Genomic DNA, 24,329 nt, shown 5'->3' with positions numbered 1-24,329 from the left:
GCAACCTTTGGCATTTGCCGTTTAGGATGCGTAAGAGATAACATCGGGATAATCCCCCTTCAATAATGGACAGCCATAAATTTAGCTTAGTAGTGTTTCCCCGATAAAGCCGCCTCTGCGGACACCGGGGAAGCAGGCAAATACAGCGCTGCCGGTGTGAGTCATATATTCGTTCAAAAGATCAGTCTTAGAGAGGCGCTGCTGAATGGCAACGAATTGTTTCATTAAATCACGTTGAAAGCTAATGAATAACAAACCTGCATCAAGCTGGCCCGTGGTAACGTCCAAACCGCTGGAAAAAGAATAGGAGCGGCGCAGCATTTTGACTGTACCGTCACCATGCGCCAATGCGGAATGTGAATTCACCGGAATGACAGGTTTCCCGGAAGCGTCCGCAGCTGAAAGATCCAGATCATCGAATTCATCCTTAGCTCCGAGTGGAGCTCCGGTGTGACGATAACGCCCGAAGGTAGCCTCCTGATCACTTAGCGACGACCGATCCCAGACTTCAATACGCAGACGTACCCGGCGTACCGCCATATAAGTGCCGCCGCTCATCCAAGAAGGACCGTCACTGCTGCTGTTCCAGACCACTTTGTTCATTTCAGCGTTATCGGTTGTATCGGGATTGCCCGTGCCGTCTTTGAAACCCAAAAGATTGCGTGGCGTAGCCCCCTTGGGATCCGCTGCTCCAGTGCGTTGAAAACCTTCCTGTGTCCAGCGCAGTACAGCAGTCCCCCGGGCGATACGCGCCAGATTACGGATCGCATGGAATGCGACCTGCAGATCATCCGCACAGGCTTGCACACAAATATCCCCGCCACACCATTTCGGATCAAGATTGTCACCCGCAAATGCCGGAAGATCGGTCAATAGGGCTGGGCGTTTCGAAGCTAAGCCGAATCTTTCATCAAAAAAGGAAGGGCCAACACCAAAGGTCAGCGTACACCGTGCAGGGTTTAGCCCGTCCGCTTCCCCGGTGTCTGAGGGTGGAAGATTGGGGTTGTCATTTACGTCACCAATAAGCTCGCCAGTAGTAAGAGCGGCAGCGGCAGTGGTCCATGCTTGCATTAGTTTTTTCACATCGGCCAGTTTGGTTGTGGTGAAATCAAAGGCAGCAAAATAAATAAAGTTCTGTGCAGGTGTCAAAATCCCTGCCTGATGGCTCCCATAAAAAGGAATGGAACTGGAATCACCTTCTGCGGATTTCGTTGGCTCAGCTACAGCATTACGCGCAGCCATAATTCCACCGACACCTCCGCCCCCTAACAAAAGACCAAGGCCAGTGGCGCCAGTAAGCCGCAGCATATCGCGGCGGCTTAATTTTTTACCAAATATAGGCTCATTCTTCGATTGATCATTAAGAGGGGGACTTTCAGGATTACCTGGTACTCCAGTGAACTTGTTATGTTTATTCATGAGGGTCACACTCCTAGAATAGTTCCCATGTTGGACAATGGCTCAGCCAAGGCGTCCAAATTCTGACTCAGTTTACGTACTTCATCTTCTTTCAGCTCTTCATAGGAAACATATCCATCTCCGGATTTGAAAGGGGCAAGCTCAGCTTGCAAGGCAGCGAATCGCTCACCAATGGTTTTTTCAAGATCGGCATCTTTTTTAGCTAGTTCTGGTTTTAACAGCTCGTATATCTTTTGCGCACCCTCAACGTTTGCGACGAAATCATACAGGTCTGTGTGCGAGTAACGTTCTTCCTCTCCGGTTACTTTGGAGGAGGAGACCTCATTTAACAGCTCAACAGCACCAGTTACGAGCAGATTCGCGTCGATCTCAACGGTCTCCACTTTCGCACGCAGCAGCTGTGCATCCTTCAGCAATTGGTCAGCAACTTCTGTCATGTCTTTAGTTGTATTGTCCTGCCAGAGTGCTTTCTCAAGCTTGTGGAAACCGCGCCAATCTGCCGCATCTACATCATTTTCCCGGGCATCGATATTTGGGTCCAAGTCACCAAGGGCTTCTGCAATAGGCTCAATCCGTTCATAATACATGCGGGCAGGAGCATAGAGCGCCTTAGCCTCATCAATCTTGTCCTCTTTTACAGCGTTGGTGAAACTCTCTGTTTGCTTCACAAATTCATCACATTGCTGGATGACGTATGTGCGATATTGATCTATAGCTGACGTGAAGTCAGCGGTGGCAGTCTCCGGTGTGTTGGTAGCTGCTGCAGTCGTCGGTGCGTTGGTGGCTGTAGTGCTGTTGGCAGCAGTATTTGTAGAGTTGTTGTTATTGGCACATCCAGTGAACAGTATGGAGGCCGCAAGTAGACTTGCAGGCACAGCATAAGTAAATTTCATTAAAAAAACACCCCTTTTTTTATATCTAAATGATAATCGTTATCAATTATGCTGGACTTATCATAAGTCCGTATACAATTACTGTCAATATAAAAATGTGATGTATCTCATTGTAATAATTGCACGACAAAAAACTCCCAGGGTTGGGAGTATAGTTTGTAGCAATGTATCCGATTACAATTAAAAAAGCAGAATAGTAACCGCGCCAGCAAAGCTTTACGTGAACGCAGCAGTAACCGATATTTTGATCTTTGCGCATACGCAGTAACTAAAGGACCCAGATGACACTAAATGCAGCATTATTCGATATTTGAGCCGCTATCGGACCGCATAGTCGCTATTGGCTTAGAAAGTACCCTATATGAGCTTGTTTCTAAGGAATAGCGTCACTGGAGTCCGAAACTTCGCTCAAAAGGCGATAAATTTGTTAATAACGCCATCTGGGTCCGAAAGCCTCAGTAGGGGCGTTGAATACACTATTGAAGCGGGTAGCCGACCTGGCGAACCATTGCGTGCACGCAGCAGTAACCGCCCCAGCAAACTTTTGCGCATACGCAGTAACTAAAGGACCCAGATGACACTAAATGCAGCATTATTCGATATTTGAGTCGCTATCGGACCGCATAGTCGCTATTGGTTTGAAAAGTACCCTATATGAGCCTGTTTCTAAGGAATAGCGTCACTGGAGTCCGAAACTTCGCTCAAAAGGCGATAAATTTGTTAATAACGCCATCTGGGTCCGAAAGCCTCAGTTGGGGCTGGTGAATACACTATTGGAGTGGGCAGCCAACAGCCTACAACATAAAGCAGCGATTCCCATTAATGGCGAATCGCTGCTCTAAGTCGTTTACGATGTTTAAATGAAGGGAACCGTCTCATTTATAGTTAATTAAGCTGTTAATGTGACAGTTCCATTCTTTGAAGGTTTGATCTGCTTAAGAATAAGATCAAAGCGTCATCCGCTTTTTATCGTTCATTATGGGATTCATGATCTGCAGAGGGTTGGTTTTCGAACACTTCTGCAGCTTCCTCTGCAGAAAATTCAGGTTCGAATTTACCTACGAGTGGTAATTTGTTTAATTTCGTTGTTTGTACTTCTGCTTTGGTAGGTTGATTGTTTTTTGAATGGCTCATACATACACCTCCTTTAATAAGGAACAACAAACCGTAGTTTGCCCTAAAAAAAGATGTTCTTATTCATGAAAATTTCAGGCTTTTGCATTTGAATGAACTAAGCCCATTTTATAATTGTGACAGCACCATTAACATCAACACTACATAATATGTTTTGACTGTATCCCTTTACCTTGTTATACCAAACAAACCCAGGGCAAGGAGGGGTGACACCATTGAAGGGGAACGAACACCACAGCAAATTTCTGTTGACTCATCGTGAGCGCGAAGTTTTTGAGCTTCTCGTGCAGGACAAAACGACTCGTGATATCGCTGGCTTATTATTTATCAGCGAAAAAACAGTTCGAAACCACATTTCCAATGTAATGCAAAAATTAAACGTTAAAGGCCGTTCACAAGCGGTTGTCGAGCTGATCAAGCTTGGGGAGCTGAAAATATAGCTAGCCAATGTCTTCAGAAGTGACGCGTTTAAGCCTTCTCCACCCTTAGGGGTGTGGGAAGGTTTTTTGTTGTGAAGGAAAGAGCGACACGTGATGTCGCTGTGCTGTTCCCTTCTTCTGTGAAAATCTAAACGCTCTTTTGATAGAACTTCGTCTTTAAAAACATGAAAGATTTCGTGAATTGCCTATAGGGTGCTCGTTCCTTTTTTTTTGGAGCTATGTATAAACGGTATTTATGTGGATTATACTACTAAGTTAGCTTGGAGACGGGACTGCTTTAGAAACGCCTTCGATGAAGAGATGGAGATTCTATCTCCAAAAGGAGGAGTCTGGGGAATTACCACTATTCAGGGGATTCTCACTAATGAGGTATACACAGGCCAGAATATGTTTGGTAAATACGAAGTGAAAAAGTCTCTAACTGGCAGTTTAATTGAAAAATAACTTTTAAAAATCCCTTCGAATTTCATTGCGTATACAAAATAAGCGGAATTACTTTACATATGGAGAGTGATTCCGCTATTCTGCATCTTATAATTGGATTTATCTACTAGTTTATTTATTCAGCGAGCGACGAACAATCGGCGCAACTTTATTCGCAAGTAAATCAATAGCTTTTTCCACACGTGCCATCGATTGGTTACCCATATCAAATTGCCCCATGAAGCGTAAGTGACCAAATAAGCTCATGCTGATATAAAATCTTTTCAGCAAGTTCTTCTGCGCTACCGACGGCTAATATTTCATTTGCAGCGCGTTGTGGCATCATTTGCTCGGCTGATATTGGATAAAATGGCATGCCACGGTCCTTCAGGCCATACGCCATGTACTGATTATAGCAAGGTGCAAATTCACGAATGGCTTGCTCGCCGCTATCAGCAAGGTAGCTATGCCCTGTTACGGATACCTTTAGCTTGGATAAATCGTGACCTGCTTCATTTGCAGCTTGCCAGTAAAGTTTCGTTAAATGCGATACACGTTCTGGTGCACCTGCAAGAAGTCCAAGTGCCATGTTTAGGCCAAATTTCCCTGCACGAATGGCACTTCCTGGTGTACCACCCACGCCAATCCACATTGGAATTTTTGATTGTACGGGACGAGGTGCAATTTGTGCATCACGAAGAGGGGGACGGAATTCACCATGCCAATTCACGACTTCTTTTTCTTGCAATTTCATAAACAGTCTAAGCTTTTCTTCAAATAACTTGTCATAATTGTCAAGACTTACTCCGAATAATGAGAAGCTTTCTAAATAGAGCCCTCGACCTAAAATAATTTCGGTGCGACCACCACTTAATAAATCCAGTGTAGCAAAATCCTCATATACGCGAACAGGATCTGCCGTGCTAATGACCGATAGCGAACTCGCTAATTTAATGTTTTTTGTTTCTCGTGCAATCGCTGCAAGAATCATTGTATAGCTTGACGTGACGAAATCTAAACGATGATGTTCACCAACCCCAAACACATCAAGCCCAGCTTCATCTGCCCATTTAGCCATTTGAATGATATTTTCAATACGTTCCTGTGCAGGGAGCGCGTGACCATTTGCATCTGGAAACCGTTCTCCTAATGAATAAACACCAAATTCGAAGTTCATCGTATTTACCTTCTTTTATAGTAGGATGATTAGTAAAATAAGTGCTAAAACACCAAGTATTAAGATTGTTGCTGTTTCTTTCATTGTATCTTTTACACGAAGATGTGTAATTACGCCACCAATACCGACTGCTACTAAAATGGCTGCACCGATTAGAGCTGCTGTATGATTCCAAAAACCTACGACTAATAAAATAGCTGTACCTAATTCAATGCCACCTGTTAGAACACGGAACCATTGTGGTAATCCCCATTTTTTAAAGCCCTCGATGTGCATTTTTGAACCAGTTATTTTCCCAAAACCAGCCATTATAAACATTAATGCAAGTAAGCCTTGTAAAATCCATGCTAAAATTGTCATTAGTAATCCCCCTTATTTGTTAAATACGATTGGCATTTTGCCAATCCATTCTTTCTTACGAATTGCATCGTACATACATTGAGCTGCATTTTTGAGTGAAACTGTAAATTTTCCTTTGGTATCCCCGAGTGAAATTGCATACCCGCCACCATCTTTGTTGGTATTTGGGTTGACGATGCGAATAACTGTCCAATCCACCTGACTTTGATGAATTAGTTTACCAATCGCTTTCATTTCTGCGTAACCAGTAGGGAACAGCTGCTTCGCCATAATACTTGGCATGATCGTTACAAGCTGTTTTTGATCGAAAGTAGATTTAATGGTAGGTGTTGCAAGTGTAATAAAACGTTTTACATGTAATTGCTCCATGACATGTAAGATGGTTTCATGTGCCTTTGTAATCGGTAAGTCTTTTACTTTACGACTCATTGATAAAGGAGAGCCAAGGGTACTCACAGCAGTATCTTGCCCTTGAATAGCTGCTGCCACTTGTTGCTCATCCGTTAAGCTACCGACAATGGTTTCTAAGTTCGGGTGTTGCATCGTTAAAGCGCCTTCACGACGTACGTATGCTTTTACGTGATCGCCATTTTGTAGGGCAATTTGAATAAAGTGCTGACCGATTTTCCCGTTGGCACCAAATACTATAATGTTCATTTTGTGACCTCCAACTACTTTTGTATATCCAACATTTGTTGTATAGTTAGCATAAATTCAAATGGATTTTGGCACAACCAACAAAATGCTTGGGAAAATCGTATATCCGACATATTACTCGAAATGTCGGAAAAGTAGGGGGACTAGTATTGGAAAAAACAATTGATCCACGCATTTTAAGAACGAAACGCTTAATTATGGATGCGTTTATGCAATTAGCGATTGAAAAGGATTTTAAAGATATTACGATAAAAGATATTACCTCGCGCGCAACAGTAAATCGTGCAACCCTTTATTATCACTTCTATGACAAATATGATTTGCTTGAGAAAGTGTTGAGTGAAGATGTGCTAAAAGAAGTATTAAAGAATGTGGGTTCACATGAAGCATTGTCAGAGCGTTCATTAAAGAATATTTTACTTAGTCTGATTAGCTTTCAAAGGGGCTTAGCTAGCCAATGTAGTAGAAGCTATGAAGCATTCACACCTAAAATTGAAACCATTGTTAAACAAGAACTTGGAAGGATTTTCTGTGAGTTATTAAAGGGAGAACATCCAACTTGGGCAGATGAAAAGATAAATTTGCACAGTATTATGATCAGTTGGACGCTATACGGAATTTCTACGGAGTATGTAAAAAATGGCGAACAGCCTACGGAAGATGTAGTTGAATCCATTTTTAAAGCTTTACTATTAGACTAAAAATAAGCCCCTGTTCTTGATGAACAGAGGCTTATTTATTTTATGCTAATAATTGTTGAAGTGCTTCTTTTACAGATGCTGGCTTGCGTCAGCACGTGGAGCAGAAGAATACACCAATTGTTTTACACCTGCTTGTTTTGCCGCTTCAACAGCATTTGTTTGTTGTCGTACGTAAGATTCTAGATCACCAAATGTTGAGACAATATCAGGTATATTATCTCAATTCCCTAATTTAATTTCAGTTTTAGTTAAGAATTTCCCCAATGCTTCACTGCTATCAATATTCATACGTTCAGCCAAAATAATCAACCACCACATGCATTCACCAATCTTATGTTCAAGTTCAGATTCAGTATCCCCATTTGTTGGCCAACGACCTTGTTGAGACATTGTTAGGCGACCGACCAAGCCAGCATCTGTAAGGAAAGCTAACGCATCTTCTTCTACTGTCCATGCTTTTTCATGATACTTTCGTTCTAAACGATGGTAGACTTCCCTTAATTGTATAGAACGTTCAATAGCTTCACTGAAATTTATATTTTTCATTTTATTTCCTTTCTTTTTCCAGACAATTATTGTTCACCTGTTTGTGGATTGGTAAGGGCTTCTTCATTACTTATGAAAACATATGTTCGCGTTTTATTGTACCTTTAATCTACATAAAAATACAACAATAATTTCTTTAACTATTCTGCCCGTTAGCGGAACAACTAACCTTTGTAAACTTCGATCACCTCTCGATAATCAAAATTACACCACACCAAACTCTGATATTTTCGGAAAGACTACTTAAAGCTAATTAAAGTAAGTGAATTATAACGAGATATGATTGAACTAATGGGACACGAAAGTTGAATAATGAAGGTAGTCAAACGGATCGAATATTAGTAAGAAAACAAAGGAAATCTTGAGATTCAAGGGTTTATTGCATTGACTGTGAGTTCAATTTGGTGTGTTTCAAACCACACCACGAATGTAATGCAAAAACTAAACGTTAAAGGCCGTTCACAAGCGGTTGTCGAGCTGATCAAGCTTGGGGAGCTGAAAATATAGCTGGCCATGTCTTCGGAAGTGACGCGTTTAAGCCTTCTTTTGCCCTTCGGGGCAAAGGGAGGTTTTTTGTTTACTCACCAAAATAACTGAAGAGTGAGTTAGATCACCGTATGATTTTTATGGCATGATAAATTAGAGATATTAAGGTAGTTCAGGAGGATCTGTTATGACCAGATATGAACAACAAAGAAATTTTCTGAAATCCAATTTTCATGAATTCAAACATATCAAAACAGATAAGATCAAGGGAATTGCACAACCGCCAATTGTTAAGCCATTTGATTCAGATTCACTAATTATTGATTTGCCCAAGGTCAGCAAAGACGTTGTGAGTAAAGATAATATTTTTGATTGTATAGATCAAAGAAGAAGTACACGGTTCTATTCTGAGGATACTGTTAGTCTGGAGGAGTTATCCTATTTATTATGGGCTACCCAAGGGATTAGCGGCATGAATAAGAACGGACTTACGCTGCGGACTGTACCCTGCAGTGGGGCGACGCACACCTTTGAAACCTATTTAATGATTATGCGTGTAGAGGGTATTGGGCAAGGGATCTATAGATACCTGCCTGTGGAACATAAGCTCTTATTTATGTTTGAATTAGATCAACTTGAACAAAAGATTGATGCTATTACTTTGGATCAGCCCTTTGTCCCTAACTTTGCCAAAAAGGCTTCTGTATTGTTTGCCTGGAGTACCACACCCTACCGCTCCGAATGGAAGTATGATATTTCTGCTCACAAAAAAATCCTCATCGATGTTGGACATGTCTGCCAGAACCTTTATTTAGCCAGCGAATCCATCGGTGCAGGTGCTTGCGCAATTGGAATCTATGATCAAAAGTTGATAGATGAGATTTTAGAATTAGACGGCGATGAAGAGTTTGTTATCTATCTTGGGGCAGTTGGGAAGAAACGAGAGTAGCTATGAAGGCTAGATACGGCTTCGGAAGTGAGACATATAAGCCTTTTTCACCCTTCGGGGTGGGAAAGGTTTTTTTGATTATAATCCAGTGTATTTGCCCAACTGCTCAGTCTGAACGAAGAGGAAATCGTAATGTTTAATTGATAATCATTCTCATTGCATATATAATTAACCCAAAGTAAGAGGAAGCAGGGATGTGCATGGAGCGAAGCAATGGACTGAAAGAAGCAGAAACGATTGATGCCCATAAGACGCTTACATGTGAAGGGGTGGATTATAATTATCGTTTTGATGGGGCTCATTTTGAGATTAAACCTCCAGTCGAAATAGGGGAAGGCAGTTGCCGTAGCCTGCTTAGCCATGGGTATATCCAGATGACAGATTTTAATCTCTGTTTTAATCGGGATATCGAAGCGAAGGGCAATTTTAGCACTCCGCGTACAGAGCTGGCATTCTGCATGGGGCATGGCATTGAGTGGGGGACCTCGCTGAAATCGGACTATTTTGTTATAGATACAGGAGAAATTGCGCTGTTTCATGGCGGAGTAAGAAGTGAAAACTGCACATACCTGAGTGGAGCGGGGTACCGATTCATCAGCATAGATATGAGCCCTGCACAATTTGAGCGGATGACCAGTGGTCTGACTGAGGATACACGGCTTCGCATCGGAGCTGGTGCGGGTTTGTTTTTTGGAAAAAATAACATCACACCATCCATCCGCTTCATTCTATCGCAGATTGCGGATTGTTCCTATAGCCATGGCATGCGTGAACTTTATCTGGAGGGCAAAATGCTGGAGCTTATGGCGGTCTATCTCAATGAATCTTTATATGAAGCAGACCGGATTCCACGCTCGGTCAAGCTGTCCAGAGAGGATATGGAGAGCCTGCGGCTCGCTAAGGAGATTTTGCAGCGTGATTATTTGCACCCGCCGACGCTTGCAGGCCTTTCTCGCATTATATGCCTCAATGAGTTTAAGCTGAAAAAGGGCTTCAAGGAAATGTTTGGTTATACCGTGCATGCCTACGTTATCGAACAACGGATGCAGAGAGCACAGCAGCTGCTGGAACAAGGGAGTATGACTGTAAGTGAAGCAGCCTCCAGAGTTGGATACGGTAATGTGAGTCATTTCTCGGCAGCCTTCCGCAAAAAGTTCGGTGTGCGTCCAGGAGAATATCTGATCAGCGGCAGGCAGCGTCTCTTCGGTATTAAGTTGTAAGTCCGTATCCTGCACAGATGCTCCTGATTTGGTTAATAATAATCCCTTAAACGGTAGCAATCGTGAACAACGTTCCTATACACTAGTGCACAGAGAATCATTCTCAGTGCACTTTTTTTGTGCGTAATTACCAAGAGTGGGGGAACAGCTGTGAGTAAAACCAAAACCGGCATGCCAAGGCTGCTGGAGATCGCCGGAGAGAAGCGAGGTTTGCTGCTCTTGTCCGGAATATTGTCATCTGTCAGCGCTGTATTAATGCTGATTCCGTTTTTGTCTGTTTATTTCATTTTGGCAGAGCTGCTGCGCCATGCTTCATCGCCTGGACAGGTCGACGGTGCGTATATGATCCGCTGGGGGTGGATTGCACTTGGAGGGTTAATCGGAGGGCTGGTGACTTCGTATTGTGGTATTATGTGCTCGCATATTGCGGCTTTTCGTATTCAATATAATTTGCGTGTGCGAATGACCGAGCATTTGGGCAGATTGCCGCTCGGTTTCCTGAACGGGACTTCAACAGGCGTGGTCAAGAAGACGCTAGAGCAGAATGTCGACAAGGTGGAAAATTTCGTAGCGCATCAGCTTCCCGATTTAGTCAGCGTGCTGGCTTCTACAGTGCTGATGATCGTGGCGATGTTTTGGCTTAGTCCGCCGTTGGCGGTAGCTTGCCTGCTGCCGATAATTATAGGATTAGGTGTGCAGTCAGCGCTTATGATGAGCAGCAGAGGCAAGGCCAGTGTGAAGCAGTATCATGATTCGTTGGAGCAGATCAATACTTCGGCGGTGCAGTATGTACGGGGGATGCCCGCGGTTAAGGTGTTCGGGCAGACGGTGCATTCTTTCAGAAAGTTCTACAGTGATATGACCAGCTACCGCGATTATTGTCTGGAGTATACGGACCGTTATCAAACAGGTTATATCTTATTCAAAACATTGCTTGCGTCACCGTTTACCTTTATTTTGCCGGTGGGCGTCTTCATGCTAAGCGGTCGGCCGGATTCCATGTCCTTTGCGCTTGTGCTGTTGTTCTTTCTGATTATGGCACCCGGCGTTTCATCTCCGCTCTACAAGCTACTTCTGCTGGCTTCAAGCACTCGGGATATTGGCGAAGGCGTGGAGCGGATGGACCGTCTCTTGGCACAGCAGCCTGTACCGGAAATAGCAGAACCGCTATCCCCGCATACCTTTGACGTTGAATTTGTGGATGTAACTTTCTCCTACAGTGAAGATGCAGGGACTGCAGCGGCGCTCAGCGAAGTCTCATTCCGTGCGGAACAAGGGAAGGTTACAGCACTGGTAGGCCCGTCAGGTTCGGGAAAATCGACGGTGGCCAGCTTGGTGCCGCGGTTCTGGGACCCGCAAGTGGGTGCGATCCGTATCGGTGGAGTCGATATTCGCCATATGGCGATCCATGAATTAATGAATACAGTTGCTTTTGTATTTCAGGAAACCTTCCTGTTCTATGACACTTTGTATGAGAATATTGCTGTTGGAAAACCGGGAGCGACTTTGGAGGAAGTCCAGACTGCAGCCAGAGCGGCACAATGCGACGAGTTCATTACTCGGCTGCCGCAGGGATACGATACGTTAATTGGTGAAGGCGGTGTCTATCTCTCGGGTGGTGAGGAGCAGCGCATTGCAGTAGCTCGGGCTATTCTCAAAAATGCTCCAGTGCTCGTGCTCGACGAAGCGACTGCTTTTGCCGACCCAGAAAATGAGTTTCATATGCAGTTAGCACTTACGGAGCTTATGCGCGGCAAGACGGTTATTGTCATTGCTCACCGACTCTCCTCTATACGTGAAGCTACACAAATTCTGGTGCTGCGGGATGGAGAAATCGTGGAACGTGGAGAGCACGCAGGTTTGATTGAGGCGAAGGGGCTTTACGCAAAAATGTGGCATGCCTACAGTGACGCCGGAGATTGGCATATGGAAAAAGGAGGGGATCAGCTATGAAGGTATTGCATAATATTACTGCCGGTAAACCGCAGCAGTTGCTGAAGCCTGTACTTTTTTCTTTGCTGGCTAATCTAGTTAGTGTGCTGCCGTTCGCGCTTGTAATTGAGGCGGTGCGGTTGATTTTTGCTCCTTATATTACTGTAGGCGCAGAACTTCAGACAGAACGCCTTTGGTGGATCTGCGCAGGGCTTGTCGCCGTCATGGTGCTGATGTTCCTGAGTGAGATTCCCGCCTATCGCACCGCTTACCGCGGGGCATACAATGTTGCTGCACAGGGACGTGCGGAATTAGCAGAACATCTGCGGAAGCTTCCGCTGGGTTACCTGACTCGCCGGGATCCAGGTGATTTAGCCAATATGATGATGGGCGATTTCACGCTCGTTGAGACGGGCATTTCACATCTGCTGCCACAGCTTGCGGGAGCTTTTGTACTGCCGATATTTGCACTTGCTGGTTTACTGTTTCTGGACTGGCGGATGGCGCTTTCTATGTTCGTAGCGCTGCCGGTTGCTCTCCTGATCATGTATATATCGGGCAAGCTGCGGCGGAGACTCGGAGCGGATCATATGAAGGCCAAGCTGAACGCTGCGAACCGCTTGCAAGAATACTTGAACGGTATACGGGTGATGAAGGCCTATAACCTGACGGGAGAACGATTTGTCCGTCTGGATAACTCTTTTAAAACTTTGATGAAGGAAAGTGTGAAGCTGGAAGGGATGTTCGGTCCGGTTATTCTAACCGCTATGGCTCTTCTTCGTGCGGGACTGACCTTAATGGTATACGTAGGTGTTCATCTATTATTAGGGGGGGAGCTCGGTATTTTGCAGTTGGCAGTATTCCTTATTGTCGGCACACGTATCTATGATCCATTGACCACGGCGCTAGCCAATTATGCCGAATTCCGCTACAACGAACAAGCGGGTGAACGTATAGTAGACCTGCTACGCCAGCCGGTAATGACAGGTAATACGAGTCCTCTTCCTAAAAGCAGCACCATTCGGTTTGACAATGTAACCTTCAGCTATGGAGGAGAGCCTGTTCTCAAAAATTTAAGTCTGGAAATGCCGCAAGGTTCACTGACTGCAATTGTGGGCCCGTCAGGCAGCGGCAAGAGTACAGTGCTGCGCCTGATCTCACGTTTCTATGATCCTGAAGAAGGGAGCGTTCTGCTAGGTGGGCGCAACATCAAGGATATTGATCCAGAACATCTGCTAGGATCTGTATCGGTGGTGTTTCAGGATGTGTACCTATTCCAAGATACCATCGGGAACAACATTGCTTTTGGGCGGCCGGGGGCGTCGCATCGGGATATTCAGCAGGCAGCGCAAATGGCTCACTGCCATGATTTCATCATGAAATTACCGCTTGGTTATGATACGCCGGTAGGCGAAGGCGGCAGTACGCTCTCCGGAGGGGAGAAGCAGCGAATTTCCATTGCCCGTGCGATTCTCAAGAATGCTCCAATTGTGCTGTTGGATGAAGCTACTGCATCGCTTGACCCGCAGAATGAGGCCGAAATCCAGAAAGGAATTGATGCGTTGATTACGGGCAGAACCGTCATTGTTATCGCTCACCGGCTGAAAACCATACGCGGTGCGGACAACATTATCGTACTGGAAGACGGTCGGCTGGTCGAGCAGGGACGACATGAAGCCCTACTGTTGCGCGGCGGACTGTACGACCGGCTCTGGAAGCTGCAACAGCAATCCGTCGGATTCCGCATCACATCTTAGGCAATGCTCAGCACAGTTTAGGAGGGACACGTATGGCTATAACAAAGGATGAATCCGCTTGGCCGATCATAAGCCTTAGTTTGGGGGAGGCGTTTGATCAGGAGACAGTAGAAGAATATATCGCTTATTGGGAAGAGCTGCTCGCGCGCCGATCTGCCTTCGGCCTGCTGATGGTGCATTCTGCTGAGAAAAACACACGTCCAGAGCGTGCGGTCACACAGCTGTATATGAACTGGTGCAAGATGAACAAGCGGGAAATCGCCCAATATTGTTCAGGCATCGCGGTCGTAATGCAGAATGCTAAGTTACTTGCTGTCTACAAGCCAGTTACAGCGTTGTCCACTAAAAGAACCTACGGCTGCCCCGGAGGCGCTTTCTCCGGAGAGGCTGAGGCGATAAGGTGGCTGGAGGAGCAGTTGACTAAGGCACCCTCGGGTACGAAAACCTAATATAGCTGCCCATAATTTGGGGATACACATTTAAGCTTTCTTCACCCTTTTGGGTGGGGAAGGTTTTTTTGTCTAGAAAGATAAGAATCCGCCAACCCCTTACAACCAACGTGTCAGAGTAAGCTTTTTGAAATATAAATGGGGTGTGTTAGATGAAGATAAATAATAATTATTTGAAAGAAGAATTAAACCAAGAAGTTTGTAGAGGAATTAGGTTTTCAAACATTAGAGGATGATCTCTAGCCAATGGTTATTTCAAGTGGTCGAAGAGATGATGGAATTCTTTATTATTGACTTGCTGAAGTTACCTGATGACCAACCAATCCTAATAGATTTAGGAATAATGCCTGAATTTATATTACCGTTTATCCCGGAAGAGAGAATGCACTAAGCTGGGCATCAAAACCATAGAAAGAACACCAAACATGAGCGTAGAAGAACAATTTAGGTTAGTTCGTGAACATTTTAAAATGTAGGGATGACCGAAAGGTATACCTACTCAAAGAAACCATTCCTTTGTCAGGGATGGTTTCTTCATAACTAGAAAAGTACACAGGTGTGCCCGTATAATAAATAGGAGTAAGTAATTGGCAGTAGACTGATAATGAGGGGAGAGAAGACATGTTTTTCTTTAAGAAAAATAAAGGCATCACCAAAGAGGAGCTGCAGGCCCTGGTTGAAGGCTTGGAGCAGGCTTATATGGATAAGGATGAAGAAGGTTTGAGCAAAAAATTTCATCCAGATAAGAGGGGAATGTCCTTTTTAAATCATTTTCAATTAATGATGACATTTCAAATCTATAATATAAAATCTGAAATTCTCGAATTTGAATTGCTGTCAATGGATGCCACTAAAGCAGTCTTTACATACACTCGGAAGCACATTCATACCTGTATCAACCCCGCCGATGAACGTGAGGAAAAAAGAAATCAAATAATCAGTTATTACGTTGAGGCTGTGAAGGAGAATGGTTCAATTTGGATTACGAGGTACAGCCCTTATAGCACGATTTATGTAGATAAGAAGGGTGATTTCCTTAGTGGTGTGGATGCGGTCATTCCTCCTGGAGAAGAGATCAATTCAGGCATTGCGCGATTCATCCCGTATTTTCAACTTGATAGCTATGTACCTGCAACCTTCCATGTCTACAGTAACAGTCAATTTATCGGATATTATCCGCTGGGAGAATACCATCGGTACGAACCTTCGCATACGTTCACGATTAATTATTTTGATAAGATAGAGGCATCTTCTGTAGAGAAGCATACAGCGGATTATATCTCCCAAGAGACCTTGTTGACCGCTCAAGTACTGCATCAGACTGATAATAGCTCTATAGTGGAGACGCAGTTGATGAACAATAATGTATTAGAGCATGAACTTGTTACCAGCCTGCTTACGAAGGATGGGTTCTATATGATTAGATTTCTGTATGACAAAGGGGAGCCGATCCCGCCAGAGGAGCGAGAAAAGTGGAAGCGTGAGATGGTCACTTTAATAGAAAAAGAGCACAGCAGTTAACACAGAAACTTGCTGTTACAGACAACACGCGAACCGTATCCTAAGTAACGATAAGTTTTTTTGGTAATAATGAGAGAAAAGGAGAGATGGAAATGTCCTATATCGTTGATTTTAAAAATGTGTCTACGGTTGGGTTAGAATCTTCACCTGTAGTAGATGCACTTGCTGGTCTGCGTGCTAATGAGGCCCGTTACTTTATGAACAAATACAAACATGAGTTTACGGTTGTACAAGCCAGCGAAAGTCAGGAGACCCTTGATTATGTGAACCGAATTTTAAAAGAAGAACGTGATATTGAGTTTGCGGCCAAGCCTTTAGAGACGTCGCGTTTTCAAGTGGAAAACATTAAATTTGCTTATGTCTTTTATGAGGATGGTCTTGCAGTCAACGTTATGTATACGGTGGATGACCCTAAGAAGCGGGCTGTTGGTTTTAAGCTTTCTGAGGGGATGGAGATCCCAAAGGAGCTTGGAGAGAAGTTTAAGTTTGCTAGGCAGAAGTCCAAGCTAGCCGGAACAATTCGGGGTTCGTTTTTTGTAATTAAAGGAGAGTATTAAGGTTAGCAAAATTGCAACTTAATCAATGAGAGGGCCATCCTGTAAAAGGATGGCCCTAAATCTTGCCGATATAGATAATTTGCGTAGGTTATCTATGGGAATGGACTCTCATTCAAGAGGCCGAATTTATTATATAGGGCAACGAAAACTGGAGTTGCGAGCGTACTTCATAATTATTTTGCATGAATAGCTGGGACGGTAGAATGTACGGTATAAATCCCGTAGAAAAGAGCTGGAGTGGCTGAAACGGTAGAATGTACGGTATAAATCCCGCAGATAAGAGCTGAGGTAGCTGAAAAGGTGGAATGTACGGGATAAATCCCGTAGAAAAGAGCTGGAGTGGCTGGGACGGTGAAATGTACGGTATAAATCCCGTAGAAAAGAGCTGAGGTAGCTGAAAAGGTGGAATGTACGGGATAAATCCCGTAGATAAGAGCTGGAGTAGCTGAAACGGTAGAATGTACGGTATAAATCCCGTAGAAAAGAGCTGAAGTGGCTGAAACGGTAGAATGTACGGGATAAATCCCGTAGATAAGAGCTGGAGTAGCTGAAACGGCAGAATGTACGGTATAAATCCCGTAGAAAAGAGCTGAAGTGGCTGAAACGGTAGAATGTACGGTATAAATCCCGTAGAAAAGAGCTGAAGTGGCTGGAACGGTGAAATGTACGGTTCAACTGGTGGATATTCGCCAACATGTGATACGTAGACAGAGTAAACAGCAACATATACTCCCAGCTAGTTGTTTTATATTTGTCGTGCGGGGGCAAGGTGCTATCTGGTTGGATGGTAATAGGCATTCCTTAGAACGATTCTTTGTTTTACATGCGGGAAAAGGAAGTAACATCAAGTTCGAGGTTGGACATGAGGATGTCACATACTATTACATTTTATATAGAGGTAGTATTTCTACTAAAGCTAGTAAAACAATATTGAAATCCTATTATATAAATAACCCTTTTCATCTGCAATATGCATGTAAACCAAATTCTCCGGTTGTTTTATACCGTCATGCGGAATCGATGTATGAGGAATGGAATCGCAGACCGGCTATGGAACGGTTCCAGGCGAAAATCCAGTTTTATCAGTTTGTATATACACTTGTCCAGCAGTTACAGCTTCAAGGAGTTGCCCCCAAAGAAATAGATTTAGTGGAACAGATCATTCAATACATTCACAAACATTATTATGAACCTATTTCACTTGAATCTATGGCAGAAGTATGGAATTATAGCATTCAATACTTATCGAGGCAGTTCAAACGCCGTACAGGGAGAAGTCCCATTGAATATGTAATTCAGACCAGGATGGCTAAAGCGAAGGAGTTACTGATTCAAACCGATGCCACCGTACAGGAGATTGCTGTAAGCGTAGGTTATAGTGATGTCTTTTATTTTACCCGTCTGTTTAAGAAGCAGGTTGGGACAACGCCAGTTCAATACAAAAATAAGGTGAAGTCAGGTTTGATCGTTTCAGATAGTCCATGGCAAGAGTTCTTATCCTCCATGGGCAAATATTCTTCTGCTTGTTATATTGATGATGATAATCATTATCAATTAAAACTTGAAGGGGATAAACAGATGTTAAAGGGGATCGAAACGAAAAAAGGATTAATGCTAATGCTTGTGCTCACACTGTTACTTACAGCTTGCGGAAATGGGAACACTAGCCGTAATAGCAATGCGGGAGCAGAACCAACACAAAGTAAACCTTCCAATCAGGCCATTGAAAATACGGGTTTACGGAAAATAACAACGGTCATGGGGGATGTTAATGTTCCAGCCAATCCCCAACGTGTTGTAGTTGATTGGGATTTGGGACCAGTCTTAGCAGTTGGGGTAGTACCGGTTGGAGCATCAAATACCCAACTGGAGTATTCTCAGTTTCTCAAACCTTTCTTAGATGAGACGGTACAAGATATAGGGGCAGAAGGAAGTATTTCTTTTGAAAAAGTATTAGAGCTAGCGCCAGACGTCATCATAACCTGGAATAAAGATGCTTATAGTAACTATTCTAAGATCGCACCGACCGTATTATTTGATACAAGTAAATACGCAACGATTCAAGAAGAGATTACAGCTATGGGAGAAATTCTGGATCGAGAAGAAGAGGCTAAACAGTTTGTGGCAGATTTCGAAAAACGTAAAATAGCTGCCCGCGAAAAAATTAATAATGTACTTGCAAAAGATGCAACTATTTCTATCGTAGATTATATCACCGTAGAGAAATTTTTAATGGTCATTGGTAATCAGGGTGAGAGAGGCGGCAGAGCTACTTACGATATTTTGGGTCTGAATCCCGCTCCAAAAGTTCAAAGTGAAATCATTGATAAGGAAATGAGCCGGGTTGAAGTTTCTTGGGAAACGGTAAATGATTATGTAGGTGACTACGTTATTGTCCTTACCGTAAAGGACAAAGAACCGCCTAAGTTGCCAGCAACATGGAAGATGTTGGATGCAGTCAAAAACAATCGAATGATTGAGATTGATATGGAAAAATATTTTGCAGCAGATTCATACTCCTCCTTATTACAAGCCGAAGATATTGCCGACAAATTATCGAAGCTGGCTTCATCAAAATAACCTTATTGGATTGAACCTACCTGAAGCCATCTAAATATAAAGACGAAGCCTATTATGGCTTCGTCTTTTGTAGTTTTGCATACCCTTTTACAAATGAACTATTGGACCGAAAGTACAGTCTCCAGCTCAGGGATATATTCCTTGACCATATTGTTGTCTTCCCACAGTCCTTTAGTCCCAGCTAGGGCTTGACCTTCGGAAATGACTAAGTACGGTTTGATGGTTACGGTATTCGGTATAGTCTTGAAGGGTTCAAAACGAACATTATAAGATTCGCTTAAGGGGTGAGCACCGATGGGCTTCAGTTGAACGCCACGTTCATCGACAATGTCAAATTGAAGAGCGATGACGCCCCCGTTAGCACCCTTATATTTCGAAGGGATAGAAGCGAGCATTTCTTCTACGCTCTGGCCCGGTTTGGTTTTGTACTCAATGGATACCTGCGTTGTGATTGGGGTGATTTCTACCTTACTGATCTGCAAGTTAATGTTATCGTGATGCTTGGTCTCCTCTGAAGTTAGTGCGGTAACAGGCGTTGATTTGGTAACAGGCAGAACGAATTCGAACGGGACATCGTAACCCTTTAACGTTACATTTACAGTCAAGTCAAACTGATCAGGGAACTGGACAGTCTGTGTTGTTGTGCTCGGATCATAATAAGTATTCAAAACCTGAACCATTATGCTGGAAGCAGTCTCACCATCCATGTGTTCGTAACTCCAGAGCAGAGGTTGACCTTTATAGAGAACCTCAAACTTATCCACCGCCCCTTTATTGGCATCTGAAGGCGGCGAATTGGGCTCCGAAGCCAGACGGTTTCCAGGAGTGGTTAGGTTCATAAGAATTCGGGTTCCGTCAAATAACAACGTTGGGATATTCATGGTCACATCGCTATGGGTCACGCTTTGGTTTACGTTTGTGATGAAATCCCCGGCTTGTTGAACACCGGGATCTAAGTTTTTTTCGCCCCATAATGAATAGATTTGTCCCAAAACCGGAATTTGCTTGAGTGCACCAGCCATTGCGGGCGATACAAAGCCGGAAGCGAGGACTGTAACTCCAAGAATTGCAGCGGCTGCAGTGGAAATCAACCACTTATTAAAAGTTCTTGATGCATCCATCTTTCTCTGAATGGGGGAAATGGAATTATCGGTCTCCCTGATGATTTGGTAAGTCTCATTCAGTTTGGAGCGGGCAATATCCGATAACTGAGCGGGAAGTAGGCTTTGGCAGTTCTTTAACTGTTCTTCTAACTTAGTGTTTACCATGTCGCAACTCCATTTCTTGATTGAATTGAGATGAATGCTTTAGCTTTTTGCGGGCGCGATGCAGCCGGGTCTTCACAGCAACCGTAGAAATTTCGAGAATGTCGGAAATTTGACGGATCGGCATGTCCTGTAGGTAGTGAAGGTGAATGACAATCCGGAGGTTCTCCTCAAGATGTTGAACGGCATCCCATAATTCGATTTTCTCATAATCCTTGGAAGTGGAAGGGACTTCGGGAAGCTCTCCATAAGGGAGGGCTCTTGAGTTGTTTTTGAGCATTTTATTGCATTCATTAATCAGAATCCGGAAGATCCACGTTTTGAAAAAAGCGGGCTCTCTGAGTGTATGGATGTTCTTAAAGGCTTTAAGCATCGTCTCCTGCAGGGCATCTGCACAATCTTCTTCTTTGTTGACGATGGACCTTGCAGTTCTGTATAAAGGTAACTCTATCTCCTGCATCAACTGCACGAATGCTTCAGGGTCTCCAGCTTTGGCTTTGACGACAATAGGATCTATATGCAAAGATTTACCTGCTTTCTTGACTAGAAGTCTTAGGATGTTCGTAACGTTACTTAAATATTAGATCGGGTAGGTAGCTAGAAGGTTACCACAAACATGATTCAATTCTCCGCATCTCGCAATGCTAGCAAGGTGAGAAATTGGTTTTTTTTCACAAAAAAATCGTCGTTCAAATTCCCTGTCAGGAATCGGTCGACGATTTTTCATAAGCAAGTCAGTCAGTTAGTCAATCAATCAGTCAGTCAGTCAGTCAGTCAGTCAATCAATCAATCAATCAATGATATAAATGACCCATTCCCCTTGATCGTTTGGCCGAATAGCGTATAGCATTTTTACATTTTCAACTGTCTTTGCGGCCATATCCAAGCGTTGTCCGATTACCGTTATATTCACCTGATGTTCGTTGGGTAACATGGAATCGATGCTTTCGATGTCTGTGAATTTGTACTGATATTGTTCGTCATAATAAGGTTCCATAGCATCTGCTAGTTTTTTGTTTACGAACCCGGATTGGAAAAGTGTGTGGTCATGCTCAACCAAAGCAGTTAGGTTTTTTTCCAGCACTTCAAGTGCGGGGAGATCATACTCTGTCAATTGATCTGAATATGATTTCAGATTTATCGACAATTCTGCTTTAAAACTAGTTTCATTTGGCTGCTTGGGTTCTGTGTTTTGCGGCTTCTGCGTATTCATCGCTGGACTTTGGGTTGGCGTATTTGCTCCTGTGCTCGGCTCCTCGATGGGTTTAACATCCCCTGCACATGCTGCCAGAAAGATTAAAGACATCAACATGAGCATTCTTGCAATAGTTTTTAACATCTAACCCCACCTTTTTAAGGATATGTTAGTTAGTCGCGAGAAAATATGGAGAAGTTTCAAGGGCTGAATGAAGCCCGAAAAAGCGGATTAAATCGCTAGTTTTTGTGGATCATCTACAGAGTAACGTCCGCTTACCGCAAGCATGATTGTAGAAATAATGACGAGTATGAAACAGAGCACAAATGAGTACCGGTACCCAACAACACTAGCTAATAACCCGCCAACAAGACTGCCAATCAGTCTGCCGATCGTGGATGAATTAGAGTAGAGCGTGGATGCATACCCAGGCATGTTTGGAAGCAGATCCTGAATGTAGCTAATGCCAATCGCTGAAATAACGGCAACAAAAAAGGCAAGCAAAATTTGGGCTGCAAGCATTTGCCACATCGCGCCTGAAGTAATGACAACGAGATAATAAGCTCCTCCGAAAATGGCTCCGCACATCATCAGGATTCGGTTACTGTATTTCGCACTAAGTAGTCCCAGCATGATCATAAAAGGAATTTCCAGCGCAGCACAAATACTGCTGACTAAACCGACATCGCTTGTTGTTCCCCCTAGATTGTTAGTAATAAAGAGGGCAGTATTGATGCTACTCGTCCAGTGGGCTACATACATGAGTATCATAATCAGAAAAGGAAGCAGAACATTACGGTTCTGACCCAACCGGAAACTTTTTACTTTTACTTCTGCAGTACTGCTTTTCACTTCTGTATTTGATTTCAGGAATAGTGAAATAAGTAAGGCAACCAGCAGGAATACTCCGATGGTGCCCGAGAAAATCCCTTTAAACCCAACAGCAGCAATTAGCAGAGTACCGATTAAAGGACCTGTAATAAAGCCGAGAGAGAAAGCAGAACGCAAGGTAGAATTTGCAAACGCAGTATCCGTAAAATCGCTCTTATTCACTGCTTCTCTAGCTATGGCGAACAATTGAGGCATCCCTGGTGCACCTAGAGCGGTGAACACAATCATGTAGATGAATAAGATCGTAAAATCCCCAATGAGCAAGTATCCGCTATAAGCCAGAGCATTACAGAGCGTGGAGACAAGGTAAATGTTTCTTCGATTTAAGCCGAGGTCAGAGCGTCTTCCGATTAGTGTACTGATCCATATCCCGGCAATTAACGTGGTGGCCAGAAAAACACCAAACAGCCCGACAGATACTCCAAGCTGTTCCGTGAAATAAATGGATAAAAAGGGTGCGCTGAGTGAAATCCCCATCCCCTGCAGTAACATACATAAAAAGAGTAAGCCATAAGAGGGAATCGAAAATAGTGCAGTTAGTCGTTTGAACATGTTGTGAAAGTACTCCTCTATATTTGTATAGATATTTCATAAAAAAAAGCCGTTGAAATTGATTCCAACGGCTTTTTGTATGCTTGTTTTTTTCAAGACCTTATTCAACATCATAATTGATCAGAAAGAATAAGTCTATACTTTCGGCTGGATTTTATTTACTATTGTGAAGCCGGCAAAACCTAATAAATGGAGTGTTGTTAATGGACGTTACTTGTCATCTCGATAAGGCTGACTTACAGGATTATATTAGTAGGGTTTTTGGCAGCAGTTATTTCGTTGCTCGTGTTTCGCGCATGCATGGCGGCGCACAAAAGGTGGTCTACAAGATTGAGTGCAGTAATGGATTTTCCTGCGTTTTGTATGTGTGGGATCTTTCCATGAATTATTTTAAAGAAGAAAAAGAAAATGAAGATATAAACGAACAATCCTATGGAAGTCATTTATTCGAATTAAATAACAGGTACTTAACACAACATGGAATTCAGACCCCTGCTCTTTATGATCTGAATAAGGTAAGAGATCGTTACTCTTTCGATTATGCTCTGGTTGAATATATAGATGGAAGAATGGCAGAAACCTATTTTCATCATCCCGAGTTACGTGTTCAAGATAAAGTTTTTCAGCGTGTGGGGGAGATGCTTACTGCTATGCATACCCACGAGAGGCATGTTTTTGGGAAAGCAAATGCTAACGAGAGCAGCATGGGGCAATGTCATTTATTACAAATGGAAAATGCGAAAGTACAGCTAGCCTATGCCTCCCAACATATTGAGAAGATCAGGTCTAATCAAAGCAAACTGCTCGATAAGTTGTACGAGCTTGAATCAAAAATTCAACCCAGACAGCAATATGGGTTTATTCACGGGGAACTGGGTCCTGACCATGTTATGGTTAACGATAAACTGGAACCTTTCTTGATCGATATCGAAGGAGCAATGTTTTATGATATTGAGCATGAGCATAGTTTTTTGCAGATGAGATTTGGGGATTTCTACCGGTACTTAAAGAACGATGCTCTGGATCATGATAGGCTGTTATTTTATCAATTCCACCATCATGTCTCCTTAACTTCAGGTGGATTAAAGCTGCTGCATAGAGGATTTCCTGATCAACAATTCGCCCAAGGCCTAGCTGATTATCAATCGGAACGCGCGCTGAGGTTTATCGAAGGATGAACTAAACAAGACGTTTGGATTGATAACCTACTGCATGTCCTCGAAAG

At 43.4% G+C, this 24,329-nt stretch carries 24 protein-coding genes and 1 pseudogene; 13 read left to right on the top strand and 12 right to left on the bottom strand.

The annotated features are described in order from the left end of the window. Positions 1-81: 81 nt before the first annotated feature. From efeB to NST58_RS27015, 3 genes are all read right to left on the bottom strand, one after another. Positions 82-1,419 (bottom strand): iron uptake transporter deferrochelatase/peroxidase subunit, encoded by a 1,338-nt coding sequence (efeB, locus tag NST58_RS27025; protein ID WP_076305601.1) that lies wholly within the window; start codon positions 1,417-1,419, stop codon positions 82-84. 5 nt (positions 1,420-1,424) lie between these two features. Further along, entirely contained in the window at positions 1,425-2,312 is an 888-nt protein-coding gene (gene efeO / locus NST58_RS27020; protein ID WP_076305600.1) for an iron uptake system protein EfeO, read from the bottom strand. Between the two features lie 966 nt (positions 2,313-3,278). Next, positions 3,279-3,446 (bottom strand): hypothetical protein, encoded by a 168-nt coding sequence (locus NST58_RS27015; RefSeq protein WP_169744806.1) that lies wholly within the window; start codon positions 3,444-3,446, stop codon positions 3,279-3,281. A 215-nt stretch (positions 3,447-3,661) separates the two neighbouring features. Between NST58_RS27015 and NST58_RS27010 the strand changes: the two genes are divergently transcribed. Together NST58_RS27010 and NST58_RS27005 are read left to right on the top strand one after the other, a co-directional pair. Continuing rightward, complete coding sequence (locus tag NST58_RS27010) at positions 3,662-3,886, top strand: LuxR C-terminal-related transcriptional regulator (protein WP_019908812.1); 225 nt, start codon at positions 3,662-3,664, stop codon at positions 3,884-3,886. A 300-nt stretch (positions 3,887-4,186) separates the two neighbouring features. Beyond that, the gene (locus NST58_RS27005) at positions 4,187-4,330 is read left to right on the top strand and encodes a recombinase family protein (protein WP_081387619.1); all 144 of its coding nucleotides are present in this window, start codon (positions 4,187-4,189) and stop codon (positions 4,328-4,330) included. Positions 4,331-4,535: 205 nt separating this feature from the next. Here NST58_RS27005 and NST58_RS27000 read toward each other — a convergent pair whose 3' ends face one another. From NST58_RS27000 to NST58_RS26990, 3 genes are read right to left on the bottom strand one after another with little or no spacing between them, the layout of a single operon-like run. After that, complete coding sequence (locus NST58_RS27000; RefSeq protein ID WP_339244784.1) at positions 4,536-5,486, bottom strand: LLM class flavin-dependent oxidoreductase; 951 nt, start codon at positions 5,484-5,486, stop codon at positions 4,536-4,538. Between the two features lie 15 nt (positions 5,487-5,501). Further along, complete coding sequence (locus NST58_RS26995; RefSeq protein ID WP_339244782.1) at positions 5,502-5,846, bottom strand: DoxX family protein; 345 nt, start codon at positions 5,844-5,846, stop codon at positions 5,502-5,504. A 12-nt stretch (positions 5,847-5,858) separates the two neighbouring features. Continuing rightward, positions 5,859-6,503: an NAD(P)H-binding protein gene (locus tag NST58_RS26990; protein ID WP_339244780.1), complete on the bottom strand. Its 645-nt coding sequence runs from the start codon at positions 6,501-6,503 to the stop codon at positions 5,859-5,861. Between the two features lie 149 nt (positions 6,504-6,652). Here NST58_RS26990 and NST58_RS26985 point away from each other — a divergent pair, with 149 nt between their 5' ends. Then, positions 6,653-7,204, top strand: coding sequence for a TetR/AcrR family transcriptional regulator (locus NST58_RS26985; protein WP_076277630.1), 552 nt, complete (start codon positions 6,653-6,655; stop codon positions 7,202-7,204). A gap of 69 nt (positions 7,205-7,273) precedes the next feature. Here NST58_RS26985 and NST58_RS26980 read toward each other — a convergent pair whose 3' ends face one another. Beyond that, complete coding sequence (locus NST58_RS26980) at positions 7,274-7,408, bottom strand: NmrA family NAD(P)-binding protein (protein ID WP_256719074.1); 135 nt, start codon at positions 7,406-7,408, stop codon at positions 7,274-7,276. Between the two features lie 15 nt (positions 7,409-7,423). Further along, positions 7,424-7,750, bottom strand: a complete 327-nt coding sequence (locus NST58_RS26975; RefSeq protein WP_076277629.1) for a 30S ribosomal protein S15 — start codon at positions 7,748-7,750, stop codon at positions 7,424-7,426. Between the two features lie 408 nt (positions 7,751-8,158). Here NST58_RS26975 and NST58_RS26970 point away from each other — a divergent pair. From NST58_RS26970 to NST58_RS26930, 9 genes and pseudogenes are all read left to right on the top strand, one after another. After that, positions 8,159-8,257: pseudogene (locus NST58_RS26970) on the top strand (LuxR C-terminal-related transcriptional regulator); the annotation flags it as partial. 166 nt (positions 8,258-8,423) lie between these two features. Beyond that, on the top strand, positions 8,424-9,185 hold the full coding sequence (locus NST58_RS26965) for a SagB/ThcOx family dehydrogenase (protein WP_076130854.1): 762 nt from the start codon (positions 8,424-8,426) through the stop codon (positions 9,183-9,185). Between the two features lie 200 nt (positions 9,186-9,385). Beyond that, positions 9,386-10,405: an AraC family transcriptional regulator gene (locus tag NST58_RS26960; RefSeq protein ID WP_179086330.1), complete on the top strand. Its 1,020-nt coding sequence runs from the start codon at positions 9,386-9,388 to the stop codon at positions 10,403-10,405. Positions 10,406-10,576: 171 nt separating this feature from the next. After that, entirely contained in the window at positions 10,577-12,358 is a 1,782-nt protein-coding gene (locus tag NST58_RS26955; protein WP_339248804.1) for an ABC transporter ATP-binding protein, read from the top strand. After that, positions 12,355-14,094, top strand: coding sequence for an ABC transporter ATP-binding protein (locus NST58_RS26950; RefSeq protein WP_339244775.1), 1,740 nt, complete (start codon positions 12,355-12,357; stop codon positions 14,092-14,094). Before NST58_RS26955 ends, NST58_RS26950 begins: the two co-directional genes overlap by 4 nt. A gap of 32 nt (positions 14,095-14,126) precedes the next feature. Then, positions 14,127-14,543 carry a hypothetical protein gene (locus tag NST58_RS26945; RefSeq protein ID WP_339244773.1) on the top strand — a complete coding sequence of 139 codons (417 nt, stop codon included), beginning with the start codon at positions 14,127-14,129 and terminating at the stop codon, positions 14,541-14,543. 621 nt (positions 14,544-15,164) lie between these two features. After that, positions 15,165-16,064, top strand: coding sequence for a hypothetical protein (locus NST58_RS26940; RefSeq protein ID WP_339244771.1), 900 nt, complete (start codon positions 15,165-15,167; stop codon positions 16,062-16,064). A 92-nt stretch (positions 16,065-16,156) separates the two neighbouring features. After that, complete coding sequence (locus NST58_RS26935) at positions 16,157-16,621, top strand: phage tail protein (RefSeq protein ID WP_339244769.1); 465 nt, start codon at positions 16,157-16,159, stop codon at positions 16,619-16,621. A gap of 780 nt (positions 16,622-17,401) precedes the next feature. Next, positions 17,402-19,201 carry an AraC family transcriptional regulator gene (locus tag NST58_RS26930; RefSeq protein ID WP_339244767.1) on the top strand — a complete coding sequence of 600 codons (1,800 nt, stop codon included), beginning with the start codon at positions 17,402-17,404 and terminating at the stop codon, positions 19,199-19,201. 98 nt (positions 19,202-19,299) lie between these two features. Here the strand turns inward: NST58_RS26930 and NST58_RS26925 are convergent, their stop codons facing one another. The 4 genes from NST58_RS26925 to NST58_RS26910 all read right to left on the bottom strand — a co-directional run bounded on the left by NST58_RS26925 (position 19,300) and on the right by NST58_RS26910 (position 23,104). Further along, positions 19,300-20,469, bottom strand: a complete 1,170-nt coding sequence (locus NST58_RS26925) for a DUF4179 domain-containing protein (protein ID WP_339169596.1) — start codon at positions 20,467-20,469, stop codon at positions 19,300-19,302. After that, entirely contained in the window at positions 20,456-20,989 is a 534-nt protein-coding gene (locus tag NST58_RS26920) for a sigma-70 family RNA polymerase sigma factor (RefSeq protein WP_076129163.1), read from the bottom strand. Before NST58_RS26920 ends, NST58_RS26925 begins: the two co-directional genes overlap by 14 nt. A 267-nt stretch (positions 20,990-21,256) precedes the next feature. Then, positions 21,257-21,805 carry a hypothetical protein gene (locus NST58_RS26915; protein ID WP_339244764.1) on the bottom strand — a complete coding sequence of 183 codons (549 nt, stop codon included), beginning with the start codon at positions 21,803-21,805 and terminating at the stop codon, positions 21,257-21,259. An 87-nt stretch (positions 21,806-21,892) separates the two neighbouring features. Next, the gene (locus tag NST58_RS26910) at positions 21,893-23,104 is read right to left on the bottom strand and encodes a sugar efflux transporter (RefSeq protein ID WP_052097297.1); all 1,212 of its coding nucleotides are present in this window, start codon (positions 23,102-23,104) and stop codon (positions 21,893-21,895) included. A 248-nt stretch (positions 23,105-23,352) separates the two neighbouring features. Between NST58_RS26910 and NST58_RS26905 the strand changes: the two genes are divergently transcribed. Continuing rightward, positions 23,353-24,282 carry an aminoglycoside phosphotransferase family protein gene (locus tag NST58_RS26905; RefSeq protein ID WP_076218773.1) on the top strand — a complete coding sequence of 310 codons (930 nt, stop codon included), beginning with the start codon at positions 23,353-23,355 and terminating at the stop codon, positions 24,280-24,282. The last annotated feature ends 47 nt before the right edge of the window (positions 24,283-24,329 follow it).

The sequence above is a fragment of the Paenibacillus sp. FSL R10-2796 genome, assembly GCF_037965315.1.
Taxonomy (GTDB): domain Bacteria; phylum Bacillota; class Bacilli; order Paenibacillales; family Paenibacillaceae; genus Paenibacillus_AQ; species Paenibacillus_AQ odorifer.
The sequence above is the reverse complement of the archived record's forward strand: the minus strand, read 5'-3'. Positions and strand labels throughout refer to the sequence as shown.